Origin of the sequence: Aquirufa avitistagni, assembly GCF_042715545.1 — a bacterium.
Lineage (GTDB): Bacteria > Bacteroidota > Bacteroidia > Cytophagales > Spirosomataceae > Aquirufa > Aquirufa avitistagni.
The window spans coordinates 334502-355189 of sequence record NZ_JBBKXZ010000003.1 but is presented as its reverse complement, the minus strand read 5'-3'; the positions used below and the strand labels follow the sequence as shown (position 1 = coordinate 355189).

17 protein-coding genes and 1 tRNA gene are annotated in these 20688 nt (G+C 41.2%); 5 read left to right on the top strand and 13 right to left on the bottom strand.

Annotated elements, in window-relative coordinates; translation table 11 throughout:
- Positions 1–26: 26 nt before the first annotated feature.
- From U0R10_RS10010 to U0R10_RS09965, 10 genes are all read right to left on the bottom strand, one after another.
- Complete coding sequence (locus tag U0R10_RS10010) at positions 27–1919, bottom strand: cytochrome c oxidase subunit I (protein WP_377983832.1); 1893 nt, start codon at positions 1917–1919, stop codon at positions 27–29.
- 33 nt (positions 1920–1952) lie between these two features.
- Positions 1953–3038 carry a cytochrome c oxidase subunit II gene (locus U0R10_RS10005; protein WP_377983831.1) on the bottom strand — a complete coding sequence of 362 codons (1086 nt, stop codon included), beginning with the start codon at positions 3036–3038 and terminating at the stop codon, positions 1953–1955.
- A gap of 30 nt (positions 3039–3068) precedes the next feature.
- Positions 3069–4430 (bottom strand): quinol:cytochrome C oxidoreductase, encoded by a 1362-nt coding sequence (locus U0R10_RS10000; RefSeq protein ID WP_377983830.1) that lies wholly within the window; start codon positions 4428–4430, stop codon positions 3069–3071.
- Between the two features lie 31 nt (positions 4431–4461).
- Positions 4462–5070: a c-type cytochrome gene (locus tag U0R10_RS09995; protein ID WP_377983829.1), complete on the bottom strand. Its 609-nt coding sequence runs from the start codon at positions 5068–5070 to the stop codon at positions 4462–4464.
- Between the two features lie 37 nt (positions 5071–5107).
- Positions 5108–5626, bottom strand: coding sequence for a DUF3341 domain-containing protein (locus U0R10_RS09990; protein WP_377983828.1), 519 nt, complete (start codon positions 5624–5626; stop codon positions 5108–5110).
- Between the two features lie 31 nt (positions 5627–5657).
- On the bottom strand, positions 5658–7058 hold the full coding sequence (gene nrfD, locus U0R10_RS09985; RefSeq protein WP_377983827.1) for an NrfD/PsrC family molybdoenzyme membrane anchor subunit: 1401 nt from the start codon (positions 7056–7058) through the stop codon (positions 5658–5660).
- 30 nt (positions 7059–7088) lie between these two features.
- On the bottom strand, positions 7089–10133 hold the full coding sequence (locus U0R10_RS09980) for a TAT-variant-translocated molybdopterin oxidoreductase (RefSeq protein ID WP_377983826.1): 3045 nt from the start codon (positions 10131–10133) through the stop codon (positions 7089–7091).
- Positions 10134–10178: 45 nt separating this feature from the next.
- Positions 10179–11390 (bottom strand): c-type cytochrome, encoded by a 1212-nt coding sequence (locus tag U0R10_RS09975; RefSeq protein WP_377983825.1) that lies wholly within the window; start codon positions 11388–11390, stop codon positions 10179–10181.
- Positions 11391–11607: 217 nt separating this feature from the next.
- A tRNA-Cys gene (locus U0R10_RS09970) sits at positions 11608–11678 on the bottom strand.
- A gap of 112 nt (positions 11679–11790) precedes the next feature.
- A complete protein-coding gene (locus U0R10_RS09965) occupies positions 11791–13062 on the bottom strand; it encodes a metallophosphoesterase (RefSeq protein ID WP_377983824.1) in 1272 nt (423 codons plus the stop codon).
- 14 nt (positions 13063–13076) lie between these two features.
- Between U0R10_RS09965 and U0R10_RS09960 the strand changes: the two genes are divergently transcribed.
- Positions 13077–13865 (top strand): Rossmann-fold NAD(P)-binding domain-containing protein, encoded by a 789-nt coding sequence (locus U0R10_RS09960; RefSeq protein ID WP_377983823.1) that lies wholly within the window; start codon positions 13077–13079, stop codon positions 13863–13865.
- A gap of 53 nt (positions 13866–13918) precedes the next feature.
- On the opposite strand, the gene U0R10_RS09955 is transcribed toward U0R10_RS09960, so the two are convergent.
- Positions 13919–15115 carry a M20 metallopeptidase family protein gene (locus U0R10_RS09955; RefSeq protein ID WP_377983822.1) on the bottom strand — a complete coding sequence of 399 codons (1197 nt, stop codon included), beginning with the start codon at positions 15113–15115 and terminating at the stop codon, positions 13919–13921.
- Positions 15116–15276: 161 nt separating this feature from the next.
- Here U0R10_RS09955 and U0R10_RS09950 point away from each other — a divergent pair, with 161 nt between their 5' ends.
- Positions 15277–15792, top strand: coding sequence for an HNH endonuclease (locus U0R10_RS09950; protein WP_377983821.1), 516 nt, complete (start codon positions 15277–15279; stop codon positions 15790–15792).
- Positions 15792–16583 (top strand): DUF2520 domain-containing protein, encoded by a 792-nt coding sequence (locus U0R10_RS09945; RefSeq protein ID WP_377983820.1) that lies wholly within the window; start codon positions 15792–15794, stop codon positions 16581–16583. Before U0R10_RS09950 ends, U0R10_RS09945 begins: the two co-directional genes overlap by 1 nt.
- Here U0R10_RS09945 and U0R10_RS09940 read toward each other — a convergent pair.
- Complete coding sequence (locus U0R10_RS09940) at positions 16576–17028, bottom strand: hypothetical protein (RefSeq protein ID WP_377983819.1); 453 nt, start codon at positions 17026–17028, stop codon at positions 16576–16578. The genes U0R10_RS09945 and U0R10_RS09940 overlap by 8 nt on opposite strands.
- Positions 17029–17101: 73 nt before the next feature.
- On the opposite strand from U0R10_RS09940, the gene prfA reads away from it, so the two are divergent.
- Positions 17102–18172, top strand: a complete 1071-nt coding sequence (gene prfA, locus U0R10_RS09935) for a peptide chain release factor 1 (protein ID WP_377983818.1) — start codon at positions 17102–17104, stop codon at positions 18170–18172.
- A 64-nt stretch (positions 18173–18236) separates the two neighbouring features.
- Here prfA and U0R10_RS09930 read toward each other — a convergent pair whose 3' ends face one another.
- Complete coding sequence (locus tag U0R10_RS09930; RefSeq protein WP_377983817.1) at positions 18237–19265, bottom strand: sensor histidine kinase; 1029 nt, start codon at positions 19263–19265, stop codon at positions 18237–18239.
- A gap of 58 nt (positions 19266–19323) precedes the next feature.
- On the opposite strand from U0R10_RS09930, the gene purB reads away from it, so the two are divergent.
- Complete coding sequence (purB, locus tag U0R10_RS09925) at positions 19324–20679, top strand: adenylosuccinate lyase (protein WP_377983816.1); 1356 nt, start codon at positions 19324–19326, stop codon at positions 20677–20679.
- Positions 20680–20688 lie beyond the last annotated feature (9 nt).

Here is a 20688-nt window from a genome sequence, read left to right as displayed (position 1 = left end):
CGATGCATCCCCTTTATTTGGTTTTTCTATCGGTTATAACTCTCGTTCTGAGCAGCTAATAAACTTTCGATTGCTTTTTCTTTGGCAATTTCCTCATTCTCTTCCGGTAGATTTGATTCCGGAGTTGCAGAGAAAGGAATATGCTGCGGGATGAAATCCGATTCAGCACCTGGCTTTGAGTAATCGTAAGGCCAACGATAAACCGCTGGAATTTCGCCTGGCCAGTTACCGTGTCCTGGATCTACTGGAGTTGTCCACTCAAGTGTATTTGAATTCCAAGGATTTTCAGTCGCTTTCTTTCCTTTAAATATCGAATAAACGAAGTTAAAGAAGAATATAGCTTGTGATGAGAAGGTTAAAATCGCAGCAACAGTTATGAACTGGTTCAAGTCTGTAAATGCGTTTTGTCCATCATTACCTAATGCTGTAAATGAATAATACCGACGAGGGAAACCTGCAATACCCGTGTAGTGCATTGGGAAGAATACCGCATATACACCTACGAAGGTTGCCCAGAAGTGAATATATCCCAATGTTTTATTCATCATACGACCAAACATTTTAGGGAACCAGTGATATACACCCGCCATCAATCCAAAGAATGATGCAGAACCCATAACCAAGTGGAAGTGAGCTACAACGAAATATGTATCATGTAAGTTGATGTCCAACGCAGAGTTTCCTAAGATAATACCCGTTACACCACCTGAAATAAACAACGATACTAGACCGATTGAGAACAACATCGCTGGCGTAAAGATCAAGTTACCTTTCCAAAGCGTCGTAATGTAGTTAAACGCTTTTACTGCAGAAGGAACTGCGATAATCAATGTTAAGAACATAAATACAGATCCTAAGAAAGGATTCATACCCGTTACGAACATGTGGTGAGCCCAAACGATAAACGCAAGGACCGTAATACCCATTAATGATCCAATCATCGCACGGTATCCAAAGATAGGCTTACGTGCGTTTGTAGCAATAATTTCTGACGTCATACCCAACGCAGGAAGTAATACGATATATACCTCTGGGTGTCCTAAGAACCAAAATAAGTGCTGATATAAAATCGCTGATCCACCTACATTTGGCAATGCTTGTCCCTGAATATAGATTTCAGATAAATAGAACGAAGTACCAAAGCTACGGTCGAAAATCAACAACAATGCAGCCGACAACAATACTGGGAATGACAACAAACCTAAAATTGCAGTAAAGAAGAATGACCAGATCGTTAATGGCATTTTCGTAAATGTCATACCACGTGTACGCAAGTTGATGATAGTACAGATATAGTTAATCCCACCCATCAAAGATGATACGATGAAAAACGCCATCGATGTCAACCATAATGTCATACCTAATCCTGATCCAGGCATCGCTTGTGGCAATGCACTTAATGGAGGATAAATTACCCATCCACCTGATGCAGGACCTGTTTCAATAAACAAGGATGAAAACATGATCGCTGATGACAAGAAGAAGAACCAGAAGGATAACATGTTAATGAATCCTGAGGCCATATCACGTGCACCAATTTGTAATGGAATCAAAAAGTTTGAGAATGTTCCAGATAGACCTGCTGTCAATACAAAGAATACCATGATGGTACCATGCATGGTCACAAGGGCTAAATAAAATTCTTTGTCAATTTTACCCGATTCGTCGATCCAAGAACCTAAAATAGGACGCAACCACTCCAATTGCATTTCTGGAAAACCCAATTGCAAACGGAACATGATTGAAAGTGAACCTCCAATGAACGCCCACAGAATACCCATAATCAGGTACTGCTTAGCAATCGTTTTATGGTCTTCCGAGAAGATATACTTCTGGATGAAATTTGGCTCATGATGCTCGTGCTCGTGATCATGTGCGTGTGTGTGAACTTCTTCAGCGTGTGAAATTGCAGTTGACATAGGAATTATTTTTTCTTTCTTCTGTTCGATTAATTAGTTTACACTTACAGCTTCTGTAGCTGTTGAATCTACTGAAATAGGTTCAGCAGGAATATATTTAGCCGCTTTCGCTTTTAAATTCTCAGGGACCTTAGCTAGGTAAGCTGGATTTGTTGCCAAAAATGGCTTTTGCTCAGCACACCATTTTTTGTAATCAGCAGGCTCATCCACAAAGACGGTAATCGCCATACCAAAGTGTCCACGTCCACATACCTCTGTACAGTTCAACTTAAAGTTGAAATCTTTTTTACCCAATTTGGCACGCATTTCATCTGTAGAAACGGTAGGCGTAAACCAAAATTTAGTAGGCATCCCTGGAACCGCATCCATTTTAACTCGGTGAAACGGCAAGTAAACAGAGTGCAATACGTCTTGTGCGTGAATCTTTAAAAGTACTGGCTTACCTTTTGGTAAGTGTAGTTCAGTAGCAGTAAAGTCATCAAATGAATGCTTATCTGTGAAATCAATACCAATGTTGTTTGTCTCGTCGATTAACTTGTAGTTGTAATTACCTAGTTGGTTATCATCTGTACCACCGTAACGTACGTACCAGCCGAACTGATGACCTGTAATTTCGATAACTACAGCATCGCTTGGAGCTTGAGACGTAATATCACGCCATGTTCTCCAGCCAGAGAAAACTAGGATTGCCATAACTACAGCTGGAATGACCGTCCAAATTAATTCTAACTTATGATTAACAGGATAGAATGTAGCTTTTCTATTCTTGTTGTACCGATATCTATAAGCAAAGAATAACAATAACGTATTTGTTACAAAAAACGCTAGCGTAACTACTGACATAGAAATCCAGAACATTTTATCTGTTGTTATTCCATGCGCAGAAGCTGCTTCAGGTAAGAAATCTGGAGCACTTGCATTGAATGACCATACTCCTGCAACGGTTCCGAAGAACCAAAATGCAAGCATACCATAAGCATTGATATTGTTAGACGAATCTGCCGCAGTATTCGGGTCTTCTGCTTCAGATAAGTTTTTGTTAATCTTCATACTTTTCACAATCACAGAGATTGCAAGGATGAAGAAAACGATGGATAAAAGACCAATTAGGAAATTCATATATAATTAAGTTAAGTCGTATGCCAAATATTAAATATCGTGATGTAATGCTTCTGGTAAGAATGGGTGATTCTTCGCAACTAAAGAAGCTTTTGTCAACTCATCTGAAATAATATAAATGAATGCAGCAGCAAACACCGTAACCATTCCAAATTCTACTAAACCGTAACCGCCATGTTTACCAACTACACCAGGCATAATCATTTGGTAAAAGTCAATGTAATGACCCACAATAATCATGAATGCAGCTATTTTTAAGAACAAGCGTGTACGTTTCGCATCACGTGTCATTAGAACTAAGAAAGGGAAGAAGAAGTTTAGCAAAACCATTAAAATTTCTGAAGTTTTGTAAATTTTATTGTGTCCTTCCCAACGCTCTAAGAAGTAGATGGTTTCCTCAGGTAAGTTTGCATAGTAAATCAATAAAAATTGCTCAAACCATACATAGGTCCAGAAGATAGAAAATGCGAACATAAACTTACCCAAATCATGTAAATGGTTTTCGTTTACATAGGCCATCAAACCTTTGTCCTTCAAGTACAAGATGGCTAATACGATTACCGCATAAGTTGTTACATGCCATGAAGCGAACATGTACCATCCAAACATCGTTGAGAACCAGTGCGTATCGATTGACATCACCCAGTCCCAAGCAAAGATTGAACTAGATGCACCGAAGATCACGATGAATGCAGTACCAATTTTTACTAACTGATTGAAATATTCTGTTCCGCCATTCAAATCCTCTTCTAACGATTTTTTACGTAACATCTTCCAAAGAAGAATCCATAATCCACCGAAAACGACTAAGCGAATCAAGAAGAAATTCTTATTTAAATAGCCCGATTTACCAGCAATGATTTTGTCATAGTTTTCACTTCCTACTTCCGTTACACCATGGTGCATCCAGTGGAAGATTACATCTCCTTTGAATAAGAATACGGCGATCAAAATCGGCAATGTGATATATAAGAACTTAGGGAATGCCTCAGGCACACGCTTCATGACAGAAGACCAACCTGATTTTGTCAAGTATTGTAAAGAAACAAAGAACATACCTACTACAGCAATACCTGTAAAGAAAACCGCATTCAACCATACGTTGGCCCAAATACGATTAGTCCAATCATAATGCTCTTCTGCAGATGCTTGGTGTGAAACTGCTCCACCTGAAACATGCTCTGCAGCTGCTTCGTGTCCTGCTTTTACTGCTTCGTGTCCTGCATTGGCTACTTCATGTCCACCAGACTCTCCTTTAGATAATAGGTAAATGCCTAGTAGTAAAGCTGCTAATCCAGCGATGAAAGCATAAATAATTCTTTTTTTGCCTTCAGAACTGAATTCAAAATGCTCTTCAACGTTTGCTGGGGAAAAATGTGAATGTCCCGCCATCTTGATCTCTATTTAATTTTAATTGATTGAATTATTGTTTTTGCAATTCGTGTACATACAACACGATTTTCCATCTGTTTTCAGAAGATATTTGTGATCCATGTGCCCACATTCTGCCTTTTCCGTGCGTGATTACATGGTAGATGTGTCCATCATTCATAGTCTTTAATGCATCACTTGAATACACGGGAACACCTTTGTACGCTTTGGCTACTAAACCATCTCCTTTACCAGTCTCTCCATGACAGTGCTGGCAAAAACGCTCGTACTGTAATTTACCTGCCTCAATGTTTTCCGGAGTCGCGGCAATTGGATTAAAAAGTGACTTCTCAGAATATGAGATGCTATCCGTAGGAATTGCTTTAGCGGTTAGCTCTTGCGTTAAAAATGCTTGCTTTAAGCTATCTGAACCTGTATAAGACTTACGTGAAACAGTACCTTTAACTGGCAAACGCATGTTCATGCCTAATGGGTTAATGGTATTAGAGTCACCTGCTGTTTGGCTCATGGGTTCGTATCCAACTGAATGATACATATTAGGAGCGAATTCAGTTCCTGTATCATTTGGGTCAGATCCACAAGACATTAATCCTGCTACTATACTGGCTACGAAAATGAATTTTATTCTTGGATTAAACATGTTGTTATGCTTCTTCGTGAACAATTGTTCTGATTAATTATTTAACATTTACTTCCACTGCACCAGACTCTTTCAAGGCTTTCTTGATATCTGCCGCACTTACTTTGTTTTTGTCTACATTGATAGCCATCACAAATTTATCATCTGTTGTACGGATATCTAATGGTAGCGTTTTGTTACCTGGCCATAAGTCATTCGAGATACAGAAAGTTGTTACTAAGCCAAAAGCCGTGAACAATACTGTTCCCTCAAAAGTGACCGGAATCCAGTTTGGCAAAGCAAAAAAGTCTTTACCTCCAATGTTAATTGGCCAATCAAAAACCATTGTATAGCTGATTAATGATAAGGCACTGACTAATCCTAATGAACCAAACATGAAAGCCGCGATCGGCAAACGTGTACGTGCATGGCCCACTGCAACGTCTAATCCGTGAATAGGGAATGGAGAATACACATCCTCAACTTTGATTCCTTTAGCTTTTACGGCAGAAACTGCATGTAAAACCTCATCCTCATCGTCGTAAACTCCTAAAATGTAATTAGTTGTCGAACTCATATTATTTTAATTTCGAATTTGCTAAATAGAATTACTCTTCAGTTTTTTTTGTTGGCTTAATGCGTTTAATCGTAAATTCCGTAGAAACGCCTTTCATTACCGACTTCACCTCAGCCATATTGACAACTGGTAAATATTTCGCGAATAAGAAGAACAGTGTAAAGAATAAACCGAATGAGAAGATATAATCACCAATATCATACATCGTAGGGGAGAACATCGCCCAAGATGAAGGAATATAATCACGGTGTAATGACGTCACAATAATTACGAAACGCTCAAACCACATACCTACGTTTACCACGATCGATAAGAAGAATGAAACCATCAAATTTGTACGGATCGCTTTCGACCAGAATAACTGTGGAGAGATTACGTTACACGTCATCATCATCCAGTATGCCCACCAGTATGGACCCGTTGCACGGTTAATGAATGCATAGCTTTCATATTCCACACCTGAATACCAAGCAATAAAGAATTCAGTTAAATAAGCGATACCAACTACGGAACCCGTTACCGTGATAACGATGTTCATCATTTCGATATGCTCAATCGTGATATAGTCTTCTAATTTGAAAACCACACGTGTGATTAACAACAAAGTTTGTACCATCGCAAATCCAGAGAAAATCGCTCCTGCCACAAAGTATGGAGGGAAGATTGTCGTATGCCATCCTGGGATAACAGAAGTTGCAAAGTCCATCGATACAATCGTGTGTACCGAAAGTACAAGTGGAGTAGAGATACCCGCTAAGATTAACGACATGTATTCATAACGTGCCCAAGTCTTCGAAGATCCAGTCCAACCTAAGCTGAAAAAGCCATACCAAAACTTACGACCTTTCGTTGTCGCACGGTCACGAATCGTTGCCAAATCTGGCACCAAACCCATATACCAGAACAATAAAGAAACGGATAAATACGTAGAGATCGCAAAAACGTCCCAAACTAACGGAGAGTTAAAGTTAACCCAAAGTGAACCGAAAGCATTAGGAAGTGGTAAAGCCCAGTGAGCTAACCAAGGACGACCCATGTGCGCCAGGATAAACGATGCTGCGCAAAGAACGGCAAAGATCGTCATCGCTTCCGCAGAACGGTTAATGGATGTTCTCCACTTTTGACGGAATAATAATAATACGGCAGAGATCAAGGTTCCCGCGTGACCGATACCAACCCACCAAACGAAGTTTGTGATATCCCAAGCCCAACCAACGGTTTTATTTAATCCCCAAACGCCAATACCTTGCCACCAAGTGTAGAATAGGCAATAAGCACCATAAATGAATACAAGACAAGAGATCCCGAATGCAATTTTCCATTCTTTGGTAGGCTCTCCTTCTACTTGTTTGCAGATATCGTGGGTAACATCGGAATAAGATTTTCCACCAGTAACTAGTTTCTCTCTTATGGGTGATACAACGTGCGACATATTTTTATTTACTGTTTTACGATTAAAAAATTATGCTTTTTTAGCATCCTTGTTACGAACTTTCTTCAAGTAAGAAATATTTGGTTTCACGTTAATTTCTTCAATTACGTGATACGCACGTCCTTCTTTTTCGACCGATAATAATTTAGAGATCTCTGATGCTGGATCATTCATATCTCCAAATGTAATCGCATTCGTAGGGCATGATTGTGCACAAGCTACTTGGATTTCACCATCTACTGGACGGCGCTTTTCTTTCTTCGCTGTCAACTTACCCTCTTGGATACGCTGAACGCACATCGAGCATTTTTCCATTACCCCACGTGAACGAACAGTTACGTCTGGGTTAATCACCATACGACCTAAATCGTTGTTGAAGTGGAAATCAAAATCATCTGTTTGGAAATAACGGAACCAGTTGAAACGACGTACTTTGTATGGACAGTTATTTGCGCAATAACGAGTTCCGATACAACGGTTGTAGGTCATTTGGTTCAAACCTTCTGTTGAGTGCGTTGTTGCCAAAACAGGACAAACAGTCTCGCAAGGAGCATTGTTACAGTGCTGACATAACATCGGTTGGAAAATTACCTCTGGATTATCCGAAGCAATTTCTAATCCTTTCAAATCTTCAACTTCAGCATCTGATGAGTAATAACGGTCGATACGCATCCAGTGCATTTCACGACGGTTGATTACCTCTTGACGGCCTACTACAGGAACGTTGTTTTCAGCTGAACATGAAATCACACAAGCTGAACATCCGGTACATGTATTTAAGTCGATCACCATACCCCACGCGTGGTTGTTGTATTCGTGACCATTCCACAATGATAAATCAGTTGCGTCTTTTTCGCCTTCTGAAGTTTTTACACGCGGTGTAAAGCTTCCAGCTTTCGCATCTTTTACAAAGTTAGCCAATACCGTTTCTTGAACGACCGCTTGACGCGCCATCACTGTATTGTGTGTTTGTGTTTGTGCAATTTCTTTCGTCTCACCAGTTGGCGCAACTGAAACACCCTGCGTACAAATACCTACACAAGCACCATTAATTTCAGAGATAAATGGATACGCATTTACACCTACGCCATCAGCAGACTTACCTGCTTTCGTGCGTCCGTAACCGATCGCAATGGCAACCGTATCTTGTGCTTGGCCTGGTTGAACTAACACTGGTAAAGTCACTTCGTATCCTTTAGCGCCTACTTTAACTAAGTCGCCTTGTTTCAAATTCAATTTCGTAGCCGTTGGCTGCGAGATGGATGCATAATTGTCCCAACAAGCCTTTGAAACTGGCTCAGGGAATTCTTGCAACCATGGGTTGTTTGCTTGAGAACCTGTTCCTAAGCCAACTTTCTCATACACTGCGATTTCTAAACCAGTAGATGATGCGGAGTATGATTTGCTGATTGCAGAGGCAGCTGAAGCTACATCAACAGATGGGCTAGCTGCGGAGATTGAACCTGCATTTGGTTCAAATACACCATTGTGCAATGCTGAGTTCCAGGCAACTTTTCCACCTTTCAAGATTGTGCTTTCCCAATTGCGCTCTAAATACGCTTGGTAATCACTTGCTAAGCCAGCCCAAGTTAAGAAACTTGATTGTGCTTGACGCGTTTTGAAAATGGTTGAAATGGCAGGTTGTGTTAATGAGTAGAAACCAGCTTTTGGTTCTGCATCATTCCATGATTCTAAGTAATGAGAATCTGGTGCAACGAATTGACATAACGAAGCTGTTTCGTCTGCACGATCATTGGTTGCTAAGCTAAGTTCCACTTTCGGTAAAGCAGCTGCTAAAGCGGCTCCCATTGGGTGGTTGTATACTGGGTTTGCATTGTAAACAATGACAGCGCTAATTTTACCAGCACCAGCTTCTTTAATGAAATTAGCCATCGCCATGTCATTACCTTGACGGTAATTCATTGGGATTGCTGTATTTAACGTGCTACCATAAGCGCCAACTAACGCGTTAGTCGCGGCAACGATTTTTTGAACTTCCGGGTCGTTTGATCCAGCTACTACGATCGAAGCGCCTTTTGAAGCGACTAAGTCTTTGGCAGCTTTATCTAAATGATCAATTTTAACAGAACCACCTGCTGCAGATGCTGCGCCAGTTAATTTAGCAACCGCATTGTAAAGTGCAACAGCTACTAAACCTTCTTGTGATGGCTTGTAGGTAGCACGGTAATCTGCATTCGCACCCGTATTTGAAAGAATTGTTTCAAATTGGTAGTGACGAGACATGTCTTTTTTACCACCTTTTTCCGAACTAACACGACGCGTTAACGCCCATTGAGCTGCAAATTCAGTTGGTGCAATCCAAGAACCTAAGAAGTCAGCTCCTAACGAAACGATTGTTTTCGCTTTGCTGAAATCAATGCTTGGCAAGATACCTCCGTGTGCTTGCGTTAAACCGTAAGCTGGATTAGCATCGTATGAAATGTGTTGGGTTGTTGGGTATTTCGCAGCAAATTCTGCGATCACCTTTTTAGTTGTAGGAGAAAGAATCGTGTTTGAAATGATTCTGATTTGACCTCCTTTGGCAGCTACAGCAGCTAATTTTGCTGTAAACTCTTTATCTAATTGAGTCCAATCAGCGGCTTTTCCTCCGATTTGTGGTCCCTTTAATTTCTCATTGTCATACAGACTCAAAACCGAAGCATGTGCGCGACCTGAAAGCGTTCCTTTAGAAACCGATGATAATTTGTTACCCTCGATTTTGATAGGCCGACCTTCACGTGTCTTCACCAAGATAGAAGCGTAATCGCCTCCGTCCGTGTAAGTCGACGCGTACCAGTTGGCAATCGTTGGCTCTACATCTTCAGGTTTGTTCAAGTAAGGAATCGTTTTCTTAACGGGTGCTTCGCAAGCAGCTAATGAAACGGCTGCAACACCGAATCCTAGCATTTTAAGAAAATCACGACGATGAGTCCCTGATCCATCTACTAAGGCATCGCCTTTTGAATCATTTTCGGATGGCATATTGCCAAACTCATTGTGGACATTTTTGACAAACGATGGTTCATTGGTTAACTCCTCAATCCCTTTCCAATACCTCTTGTTCGAATTTTCCATATAATCTTTCTTATTCAGACTAATTTTGAATCTATTGTATACCTATTAATAATGGCACTTAGAACACTCTAAACCACCAATGTTTTGAACTTTTAATGGAGTCTTGCTATCCTTATTATGAATTTCAACTAACTTATCATAGTAAGCATTCCCCTTCGCGTTTACGTCTGTTTGACGGTGGCAATCGATACACCATCCCATTGTCAACGAAGAACGTTGCTCAACAACTTCCATTTTCTCAATTTCTCCGTGGCAGTTTTTACACTCTAATCCACCTACGTTTGTATGTTGCGAGTGATTGAAGTACGCCAAATCCGGCAAGTTGTGTACACGAACCCATTGGATAGGCTCATCATTTTCCAATGCCGTGTAAATTTTTTGAATTTCTGGTGATTCACGCTTGATCGCGTTGTGGCAGTTCATACAAATGTTAGCCGATGGTACGTTACCGCCTTTTCCTGAATACACACCTGTATGGCAGTAGTTACAGTTGATTTGATATTGACCTGCGTGTAATTTGTGTGAAAATTTAATTGGTTGCTCAGGAGCATATCCTTGGTGGATACCTACACCATAAGCAGCATCAATCGTTGCTTTGCCGCCTAATAATAAGGCTAACACTAGAATACCCGTTTTTACTGCTGAATTAGCTGCTAATTCTTTTAAGTTAGCTGAAATACGTTGCATTAACGGCGTCTCGGCTGCAGCAGCTGGGTCTTGTGTAATTTTACCTAGCGTATTTACGATAGAAAGTAGCGCGATTAATACTAAAACCATGATGATTAAAAGTCCTAATAACAAAACTTCCATCATACCACCTGAACTTTGAGCTGCGGGTGCTGCGGCTCCATCTGCTGCCGGAGCTGCTCCAGCTGCTGGTGCTGCAGGTGCAGCATTCGATGCATCGATGTAGGCGATAATACCTTTGATTTGATCTTCAGAGAAATTCGGATAAGGTGTCATGGCAGCCTTATTGAATTTATTGTATAAATCGTTTGCATACTTGTCGCCTGAAGCGATAACAGCTTGTGGGTTATGTACCCACTTAACGATCCACTCAATTGGGCGACGCTCACTAATTCCCTTCAGTCCTGGTCCTACTAGAACCTCATCTGTGGATGCGTGACATGCCGCACAGTTGTTTTTAAACAATGTTTCCCCTTCTGCAGCGTCTTGTGCAAATGTTGTGCCAAATGTAGCGATTAACAGTGTGAAGGATAATAGAAACTTAACGAGAGTGATTTTTTTGGAAAACATAAATATTGATTTTTCTCATTTTAATTCAGTCCGCAAAACTACAATCCGAATTTTTAGGAAACAATTTATTCATAGAGCAATTTCAGGTTTTTTTTAAGGTTTTTAGCCTTATTTAGAATTTTTCAAAATAAGCCTAGGAAGAAAATGTAATTTTTCTAGAGTAGTTTGTACAAAACAGAGTTGAACAAAAAAACCTTCCGAGGTGGAAGGTTTTTTGAGGTTTCGAGCGGATTCGAACCGCTGTAGAAGGTTTTGCAGACCTCTGCCTAGCCACTCGGCCACGAAACCAATGAATTGGGATGCAAAAATAGCTTTTTTTCAGTTAGGAGCAAGGGGAAAGTCAAAAAATAGTAGACTGTAGCTAGTCTACCTCTAACCTCTCACCTCTCACCTCTCATCTCTAACTTAATGTAAAGATGGTTATCTCCGGCGGCATCCCTACGCGTCCCGGATATCCCAAATAGCCAAAGCCCCGATTCACATAAAGTTGTTGGCCATCCTCCTCATACAATCCAGCCCATTGTTTATATATGTATTTAGCTGGTGACCATTTTTCAAACCCAGGTATTTGTACACCAAACTGAGCCCCATGGGTATGTCCAGCAAAAGCCACATCGATGGATTTAAATTTGGCATTTTTTGTTACCTCAGCATTCCAATGCGTCGGATCGTGCGATAATAATAATTTAGTCACAGCCTCCTCTGTTCCCGTAAATGCTTTGGATAAATTACCATACCAAGGGAACCGGCCGATACCTATGTTTTGAACGCCTATGATTGCCAACTGCTCACCTGACTCTGTGATGATGTGATTTTCATCCATCAGAAGATTCCAACCCATCAATTCGTGTGCTTTCATTAAGTCATGTAGGTTTTTCTTTTTAGCCTCTGGATTTTTCCATTTGACATAATCACCATAATCGTGATTCCCCAGAGTACTGAAAACGCCATAAGGCGCTTTGATTTTCGAAAACATGGCGAAATAATCCGTCACTTCCTTCGCTTCATTATTGACCAAATCGCCTGTAAAAAATGCTAGGTCGGGTTTTTCGCGCATCAACATATCCACTCCACCTTGGACGGCCGTCTTATTAAAAAAGCTTCCCGAATGGATGTCTGAAACCTGAGCAATGCGCATGCCCCTGAATTCTTTGGAGAGTTTTGGGATCTTTAAACTGATTTTTTCAATGCGGTAATCATGCGCACCAGATAATATACCAAAGGCAAATGTGGCTGCCGGTACGGCTCCTACGGCTAATGCTGCTTGGGAAAGGAATTCATGCCGACTAATCGCGCTGGGATCTTTTTTGCGAATTTTATTCGTGCCCCAGCGGAAAAAGCGGGTGATGTCTTCCAATAATAAAAAGATGATGATAGATAATTTAGTAAAGACCGATATCATGACGATCGACATGAATATGAGGCGAATTTCATTTTTCCAAGCATGTAAAGGCAACATGTTGTAGGAAATAATCCCTAGAATAATAAAGACTGTAAATCCCCAGAAGACAAACTTAGCCGTTTGTTGCGTGCGCGTACTCGTTTTTTTGAAGGCAGTTTTTACCGCCATCCACACATAATAATCCAACGAAATAAGCACTAACGTGATAAAAGGCACAAAAAACATTTTATTCATGGGTTCTAAACTATCTTTGCGATTCAATTGTTCCAAAGGTGCAAAATTATATGAAAAAGAAGATAAGTATTTACGGAGGCGGTTGGGTAGGCGCACCATTGGCATTTAAACTAGCTTTAGCGGATTTTGATGTAAGCGTTTCTGCGTCTCAAGTCCATGCGCAGGCCAAACACCCCAACGTACATGTCGTGGATTTTCGTGCAAACGAAGAAACAACCGAAAGTGATTGGGCGCAAATGAATCAATCAGCGATTCAAATTTGGGCCATTCCCCCACGACGTAAGAAGAATTCGGAGGAACAATATTTGCGAATCCTACATGATTGGGTTAGCGTGCTGGATCCCAAAAAGGTGGAGAAAATCATCTTTTTATCTTCCACCTCCGTCTATGCAAACGTATCAGCAATCGTAGATGAAACTGCCGAAATCAATTCCACAACATTAATGGCCCAAGCCGAAGCAATCGTTTCAGCATCTCCAATTAAATCAATTATCCTACGTTTAGGTGGATTAATGGGTGGTGATCGTTTTGTGGCTAAATATTTCGCCAACAAACGAAATGATGGGGCTAATTGCCCTGTCAATTATGTACATAAAGACGACGTAGTCAATCTGATTGCGTTAACAACAGAGAAAATTCAATCCGGGGTTTACAACATTGTTGCTCCAGAACACCCAACCAAGCAAGATGTGGGGATGAATGATTGCGAAAAACGCGGAATGAATCCAGGGTATTGGGATTCAAGCCAACCGTGTTTAGGGGGAAAAATTGTATCAGGAGATAAAATCGTTGAGCAACTGAGTTACGAATTCAAGTGGCCTGACCCAATGGAATTTTAAATTTTTCATCACGGTCTCTCATCTCTCACCTCTTACTTCTCACCTCTTACCTCTTACCTCTCACCTCTCAATTCACTCACCGCCAGCCACGCCATTAACCCCGGCCCAATGGCCAACGCTTTTTCATCTATGTCAAACGTAGGCGTATGCACGCCACTCGTAATTCCGCGCGCTTCATTCCGTATACCAAGTCGATAAAAACAAGCATCCACATGGTGCGTATAGAAAGCAAAATCTTCTCCTGCCATCCATAGGTCCAAATCCACCACATTTTCAGCACCCATATACTCGATCGCTGCACGTTTCGCTTTCCTCGTTAACTCAGGATTGTTTTGTAAAAACGGGTAACCTTTTAATACGTCAAAAACGGCTGATCCACCCATGGCGTCCGCGATTCCTTCGGCTAACTTTTTCATCTTCTCCAAACCTTCCACCCGCCAAGTTTCATCCATTGCCCGGAATGTCCCCGCGATATTCACTTCATCCGGAATGACATTCGTTGCCCCTAAGCCTTCGATTTTCCCAAAGGTTAATACCGAGGGTAATTTGGGGTTTTTATTGCGTGAAATAATTTGTTGCATCGCCACAATGATATGCGATGCAATGACAATGGGATCTATGCAAGCATCCGGCATGGCTCCATGGCCACCTTTTCCAATCACTTTAATGTATAATTCATCGGTACTTGCCATGTACATCCCTTCCCGAAACCCAATTTTTCCTACCGGAACGTTGGTAGCTACATGTTGGCCAAAAATACTCGCCGGCTTCGGATTTTCTAACACACCTTCCTTAATCATAATGCTCGCTCCACCTGGTGCTTTTTCTTCCGCTGGTTGAAAAATCAACTTGACCGTTCCTTCAAATTCGTCTTTAATGGATTGCAAAATAAGTGCTGTGCCCAACAAAGATGATGTGTGCACATCATGTCCACAAGCATGCATGACGCCTGGATTTTGAGACTTGTAGGGCACATCATTTGTTTCTAAAATGGGAAGTGCATCCATATCGGCTCGCAACGCAACTACCCGACTACTTGGGTTTTTTCCTTCAATCAAAGCCACCAATCCCGTATTTGCTAATGGCGTACTCGCAATGCCCATGTTAGCTAATTGCTTTTGGACATATGCTTGTGTTTCAAATTCTTGAAAAGACAATTCGGGATGTTGGTGAATGTGGTGCCTATACGCAACTGTTTCAGTCGTGTGCGCAGCTGCTAAGGATTTGATCTTTTCGATTATTGAAGGCATCAGAAAATATTTATTTTGACAAAAGTACAAAATGTGGCTTAAATAGCCCTAAATCGAAATGAGAGCTCCCTTAATTATTTTGTGGCAAGCCCTTGTCAATCAGGTTATTATTTTTTTTAACTTTAAAGCATGTGCTACTGAACGCAATAATTTTTCTCCCAATGAGTCAAAAAGTATTAGTCCTTAATCAAGATTATAGTGCCTTGACCATTTGCTCAATGCCCAAGGCTTTTTTGCTTGTCTATCTCAATAAAGCTGAATTGATTGCAGAATCAACTTCTGAAAAACTCCACTCCATTCACCAAACATTTCCTTATCCATCGGTCATTCGACTGAATCGATATGTGTATTTTCCGTATAAAGGGGTGGTGTTAAGCCGACAAAACATCTTCAAGCGTGACGGAAATCAATGCCAGTATTGTGGTTCGGGAGACCATTTGACATTAGATCATGTTATTCCTAAATCACGTCAAGGGCGTACCTCATGGGATAATTTAATTACAGCATGTAAATATTGTAACTCCAAAAAAGGACACATGACTCCTGAAGAAGCAGGCATGCGTTTATTACGCCAGCCATTCAAGCCATCATTTGTTATGTTTTTGCGAAATTTTTCCGGAATTTTGAATCAACAATGGCTCCCCTTTGTAGGATCTAAGACTGAACCCATTTATTAATGTTAAAAATCTCGTTTATTGGTGCAGGCCACGTGGCCTGGCATCTTTCGCAGGCTCTTGAAAATGCCGGGCATAGTGTTCAAGAAGTATTTAGTCGGAACCCTGCCAAAGCAAAGGATGTCGTTTCTTACTTATATAATGCCCAAGTACAAGAACATCTAGACTTTTCGGAATCTACCTCCACTGTTTTTTTTCTTTGTATCCCGGAGTCGGCCTATGCGTTAGTATTGCCTGAGCTACTCCTCCCCAAATATGCCACCCTGATATTAGTTGCCGGAACAACTTCGCTTCCAGAGGCGATGATTCAATATGACCCGCTTCGCGAGAGTACCAATCAGTTGGGCGTGTTTTTCCCGGTCCAACATCTACAAGCAGAACGTAAAATTAATTTAAGTCACACCCCCATTTGTATTGAAGTTTTGGTGGAGGAAACAGAGGCGCTGTTAGTGCATTTAGCCAAAGACATCTCAGATTCCCTTTACTTAGTGAATGAAGAAGAGCGGAAACGTATTCACTTAGCGATGTTGATGGCAGGAGTTTTTACCCAACAATTGTGGTTGCAAGCGCAGGCGTTACTGGAATCCATTGAATTGGATAAGCAATTGATTCAAGGCTTATTGCAAAATTACATGCAGGCATTTTTTGCCAATCAAGTATTGGCTTCGAATCAGGAATCAGCGAAGCTTCAAGATACACGAATCAGTTTAGATCACCAATCCTTACTTGAGAAACCTGAAATGCGGGAGATTTACCGCAACATGGTGGAATTGATTCGACAAAAAACTATTTAATCAGCTTGCGATCCATTTTTTGGATGACTTGGACTTTACTAAATCCAATCATAACCAGCTGATTTTTTGCTGTTGGGTAGATGTAATACAAACTGTCTCCTGCCACATTTTTTTGAATACTAGGTGGGACTTCTTGATTCATAGATTGGCTATATTCGAGCGCATCTAACACCTGTTGGATTTTAACATCTTTTACTTGTCCACGCAATGATTGTGCATCGCCCTCTAGATACCTCACCGCATATTGGGAACGTAGCGCAGTATCCAATGGCTTTGTTTGCATTTGTTGGCCCCACTCATCTACTTGATTAACAATTTCTTGTGGCAGAACGCGTTTGACTTGCCTCGCTTTTAGTTCTTTAGCGGCTGCAGTGGTATCAATACGGGTTGAGAAATCGCATTGTACGAACAAAAATAGAATACCAATTAGGTAGCTGTTTTTCATGTTGAAAAATGTAAAGCACAAAGGTATTCATTAATTGGTTATCTTTGCGCAGATTTTTAACCCCACAGAAGACATGCTGGAGCAGCTAGAAGCCATCCGAGAGAGATTCCTTGAAGTAGAACAACAGATTGCGATGCCGGAAATCGTTTCCGATTTAAAGAAATTCAAAACGTTAAGTAAGGAGTACAAAGACCTGCAAAAAATAGTTGATCAATACATCACCTACCAAAATTTGTTGAAGTCAATCGACGAGGCGAAGTCGGTGATTGCCACCGAAAAGGATGAGGATTTTCGCGATATGGCGAAAGCAGAATTGGAGGAGTTAGTTCCTCAGGAGAAAGAGATGCAAGAGGTGTTGAAGGAATTATTAATTCCGCGTGACCCGAACGATTCTAAAGATTGTATTTTGGAAATTCGTGGTGGTACAGGTGGAGACGAAGCATCTATTTTTGCTGGAGATTTATTTCGAATGTATCAGCGCTTTGCTGAAAAACAAGGTTGGACGTTCCAAATCATGGATTTCACCGACGGTACAGCGGGAGGTTATAAAGAAATCATTATCTCCGTTCAAGGAGAAGATGTATATGCCAAATTGAAATTTGAATCAGGTGTTCACCGCGTGCAACGTGTTCCGGCAACGGAGTCTGCAGGACGCATTCATACCTCAGCTGCTACCGTGGCTGTGATGCCAGAAGCCGATGAGGTCGATGTGCAAATCAATATGAATGACATTCGTAAAGACACATTCTGTTCTTCAGGTGCAGGTGGGCAGTCCGTAAATACAACGTATTCAGCCGTGCGTGTGACGCACATTCCTTCCGGATTAGTCGTTCAATGTCAAGATGAGCGTTCGCAAATCAAGAACTTTGACAAAGCGATGACGGTATTACGGTCTCGTCTATATGAAATCGAATTAGCTAAACGCAACGCGGAGATTGCAGGTAATCGGAAATCTATGGTAGGAACCGGTGATCGATCAGATAAAATCCGAACTTATAATTACCCACAAGGGCGTGTGACGGATCACCGCATTGGATTGACGGTTTACAATTTGCCAACTGTCATGGACGGTGAAATTGCCGAGTTTATCGAGCAATTGCGTATCGCGGAGAACGCGGAGCGTTTGACGGAGGGAGCGGTTTAGATATGTCTCTTTGGCAAAGCTTTAAGCATTGCCAAAGTTTGAGGCGTCATGGACGCCGATTCTGCTAAGCCTTCTCCAACTTAAACTCAAAGGTTGTCCCTTTATTTTCAGCTGAATGAACGGTGATTTTTCCGTTGTGCGCCTGAACGATGTGCTTCACGATGGAAAGCCCTAATCCGGTTCCACCTGAATTTTTTGCCCGACTTTTATCGATGCGGTAGAATCGCTCAAAAATGCGATGTAAATGTTCACTGGCAATACCTGGTCCGTTATCAATCACAGAGATTTGAACCACCTTCTTTTTCTCGGTTAACAACACGGTTACCGATCCATTTTCCTTGCCATATTTGATGCCATTTACCACCAAATTTAGAATTACTTGAGAAATCCGTAACATATCCGCTTTTACATAGACGGGAATTGCGGGTGCTTCAAGCGTTAGGGTAACCCCCCGCTTTCTCGCTTTTGCCTCTACCTGTTCGAAGATTTCCTCCACCAGCGCGCGCAAGTTCATCTTCTTTTTCTCAATCTTGATCGCCCCTGTTTCAATCTGTGAAACGGTTAATAAATCTTGCACTAAATTGTCCAAACCATCCAAACTCTTGGCAGCTTTTTCTAAAAATTTAGAACGGATTTCAACGTCTTCGTCTGGGTTGTCCAATAAGGTGTGTACAAATCCTTGTGCTGCAAAAATGGGGGTTTTGAGCTCATGTGATACATCCGCTAAGAACTCCTGGCGGTATTTTGCCGCTTTTTTAAGTTCGAATACCTCATCCTCTTTCGAGGTTACATAGGTATTTAACTCCTTTTTTAAGAGCTCGATGGGGTTAGTCTTTTCGACTAATTGCTTGCGCGGGGTGATCGAAAAATCCTTCTTTTTGATTTGCTTAATCCGGTCATATAATTGATTGACTTCCTGAAACACTAAATAGTCCAGTGCAAAATAGATTAAGATTGAGCCGAAAATAAAGCAACTAATGAAGCTAATGACTAAAATCGTTAAGTCGCTCGAAGGCAAAAAGGATATAAATGCGGTCGTTACACCTGAAATAAAAAAGGATAAAACGACTGAAAGATATCTGGGCTGTAACATGTTCGAATTTACAGATTAAATTTTAAAATGTTGTACCTTTGCGCTTTGAATAGATCTTATGGACTTAAATCTGCTTACGGCAATCTCACCTGTTGATGGTCGTTACCGTCGCCAAACGCAATCACTCGCACCTTATTTTTCTGAGTTTGGGTTAATCCAATACCGCGTTCGTGTCGAAATTGAATATTTCATCGCATTGTGTGAAATTCCATTAGCTCCATTAGCGAGCTTCCCTAAGGAACATTTTGCCGCTTTACGTGCGATGTATACTAATTTCTCGGAAGCAGATGCGCAATGGATTAAGGAGACTGAAAAAGTAACGAACCACGACGTAAAGGCCGTTGAGTATTTCATTAAAGATCGCATGTTAGCCCTTCCAGGTGATTTAACTCCTTATGTGGAGTTTATTCACTTTGGTCTAACCTCACAAGATATTAATAACACAGCGATTCCGCTTTCTATTGCGGAGGCTCACCAACAAGTGATTCTACCTGCATACCAAGCAGTCGTTGCGATTTTAGATGCGTATGCTACGGAGTGGAAAGAGATTCCATTGTTGGCCCATACCCATGGCCAACCGGCTTCCCCAACCCGTTTAGGTAAGGAAATCAAGGTTTTTGTTGAACGTTTAAATCGCCAATTGGACTTGTTGGCGCAAGTCCCATTCACAGGGAAATTTGGTGGTGCTACAGGAAATTTCAATGCGCATCAGGTTTCATTTCCGGAGATAAATTGGCCGGAATTTGCAGCAAAATTGCATGCAAATCTAGGAATCACCCGTTCGAAGTACACGACACAAATTGAGCATTACGATAATTTAGCCGCCTATTTTGATGGCTTAAAGCGTTTGGATACCATTTTGATTGACTTGTCACGTGATATTTGGCAGTACATATCGATGGGTTATTTCAAGCAAAAAATCAAAGCTGGGGAAATCGGTTCATCTGCGATGCCACATAAAGTTAACCCCATCGATTTTGAAAATGCTGAAGGAAACTTAGCTATGGCAAATGCCTTCTTTGAATTCTTAGCAGCTAAATTGCCGATCTCACGTTTGCAACGCGATTTGACAGATTCGACAGTGCTTCGTAATGTGGGAACACCTTTGGCGCATGTCGTGATTTCTTTGAATTCATTGCAACGCGGCTTAGGGAAATTGGAGTTGAATAATAGCAAAATCCAACAAGACTTAGAGGATAACTGGGTAGTCATTGCGGAGGCGATTCAAACGGTCTTGCGTCGCGAGGCATTCCCGAAACCATACGAGGCATTGAAGGATTTGACACGTCACCACGGCAAAATTGACCAAGCTGTTTTCCACGCATTCATTGATGGATTAGCTGTGACTGATGCCATTAAAGCCGAATTGAAATTAATTAGCCCATTTAACTTCGTAGGCCGCGACGAAAATTAAACTGATAAC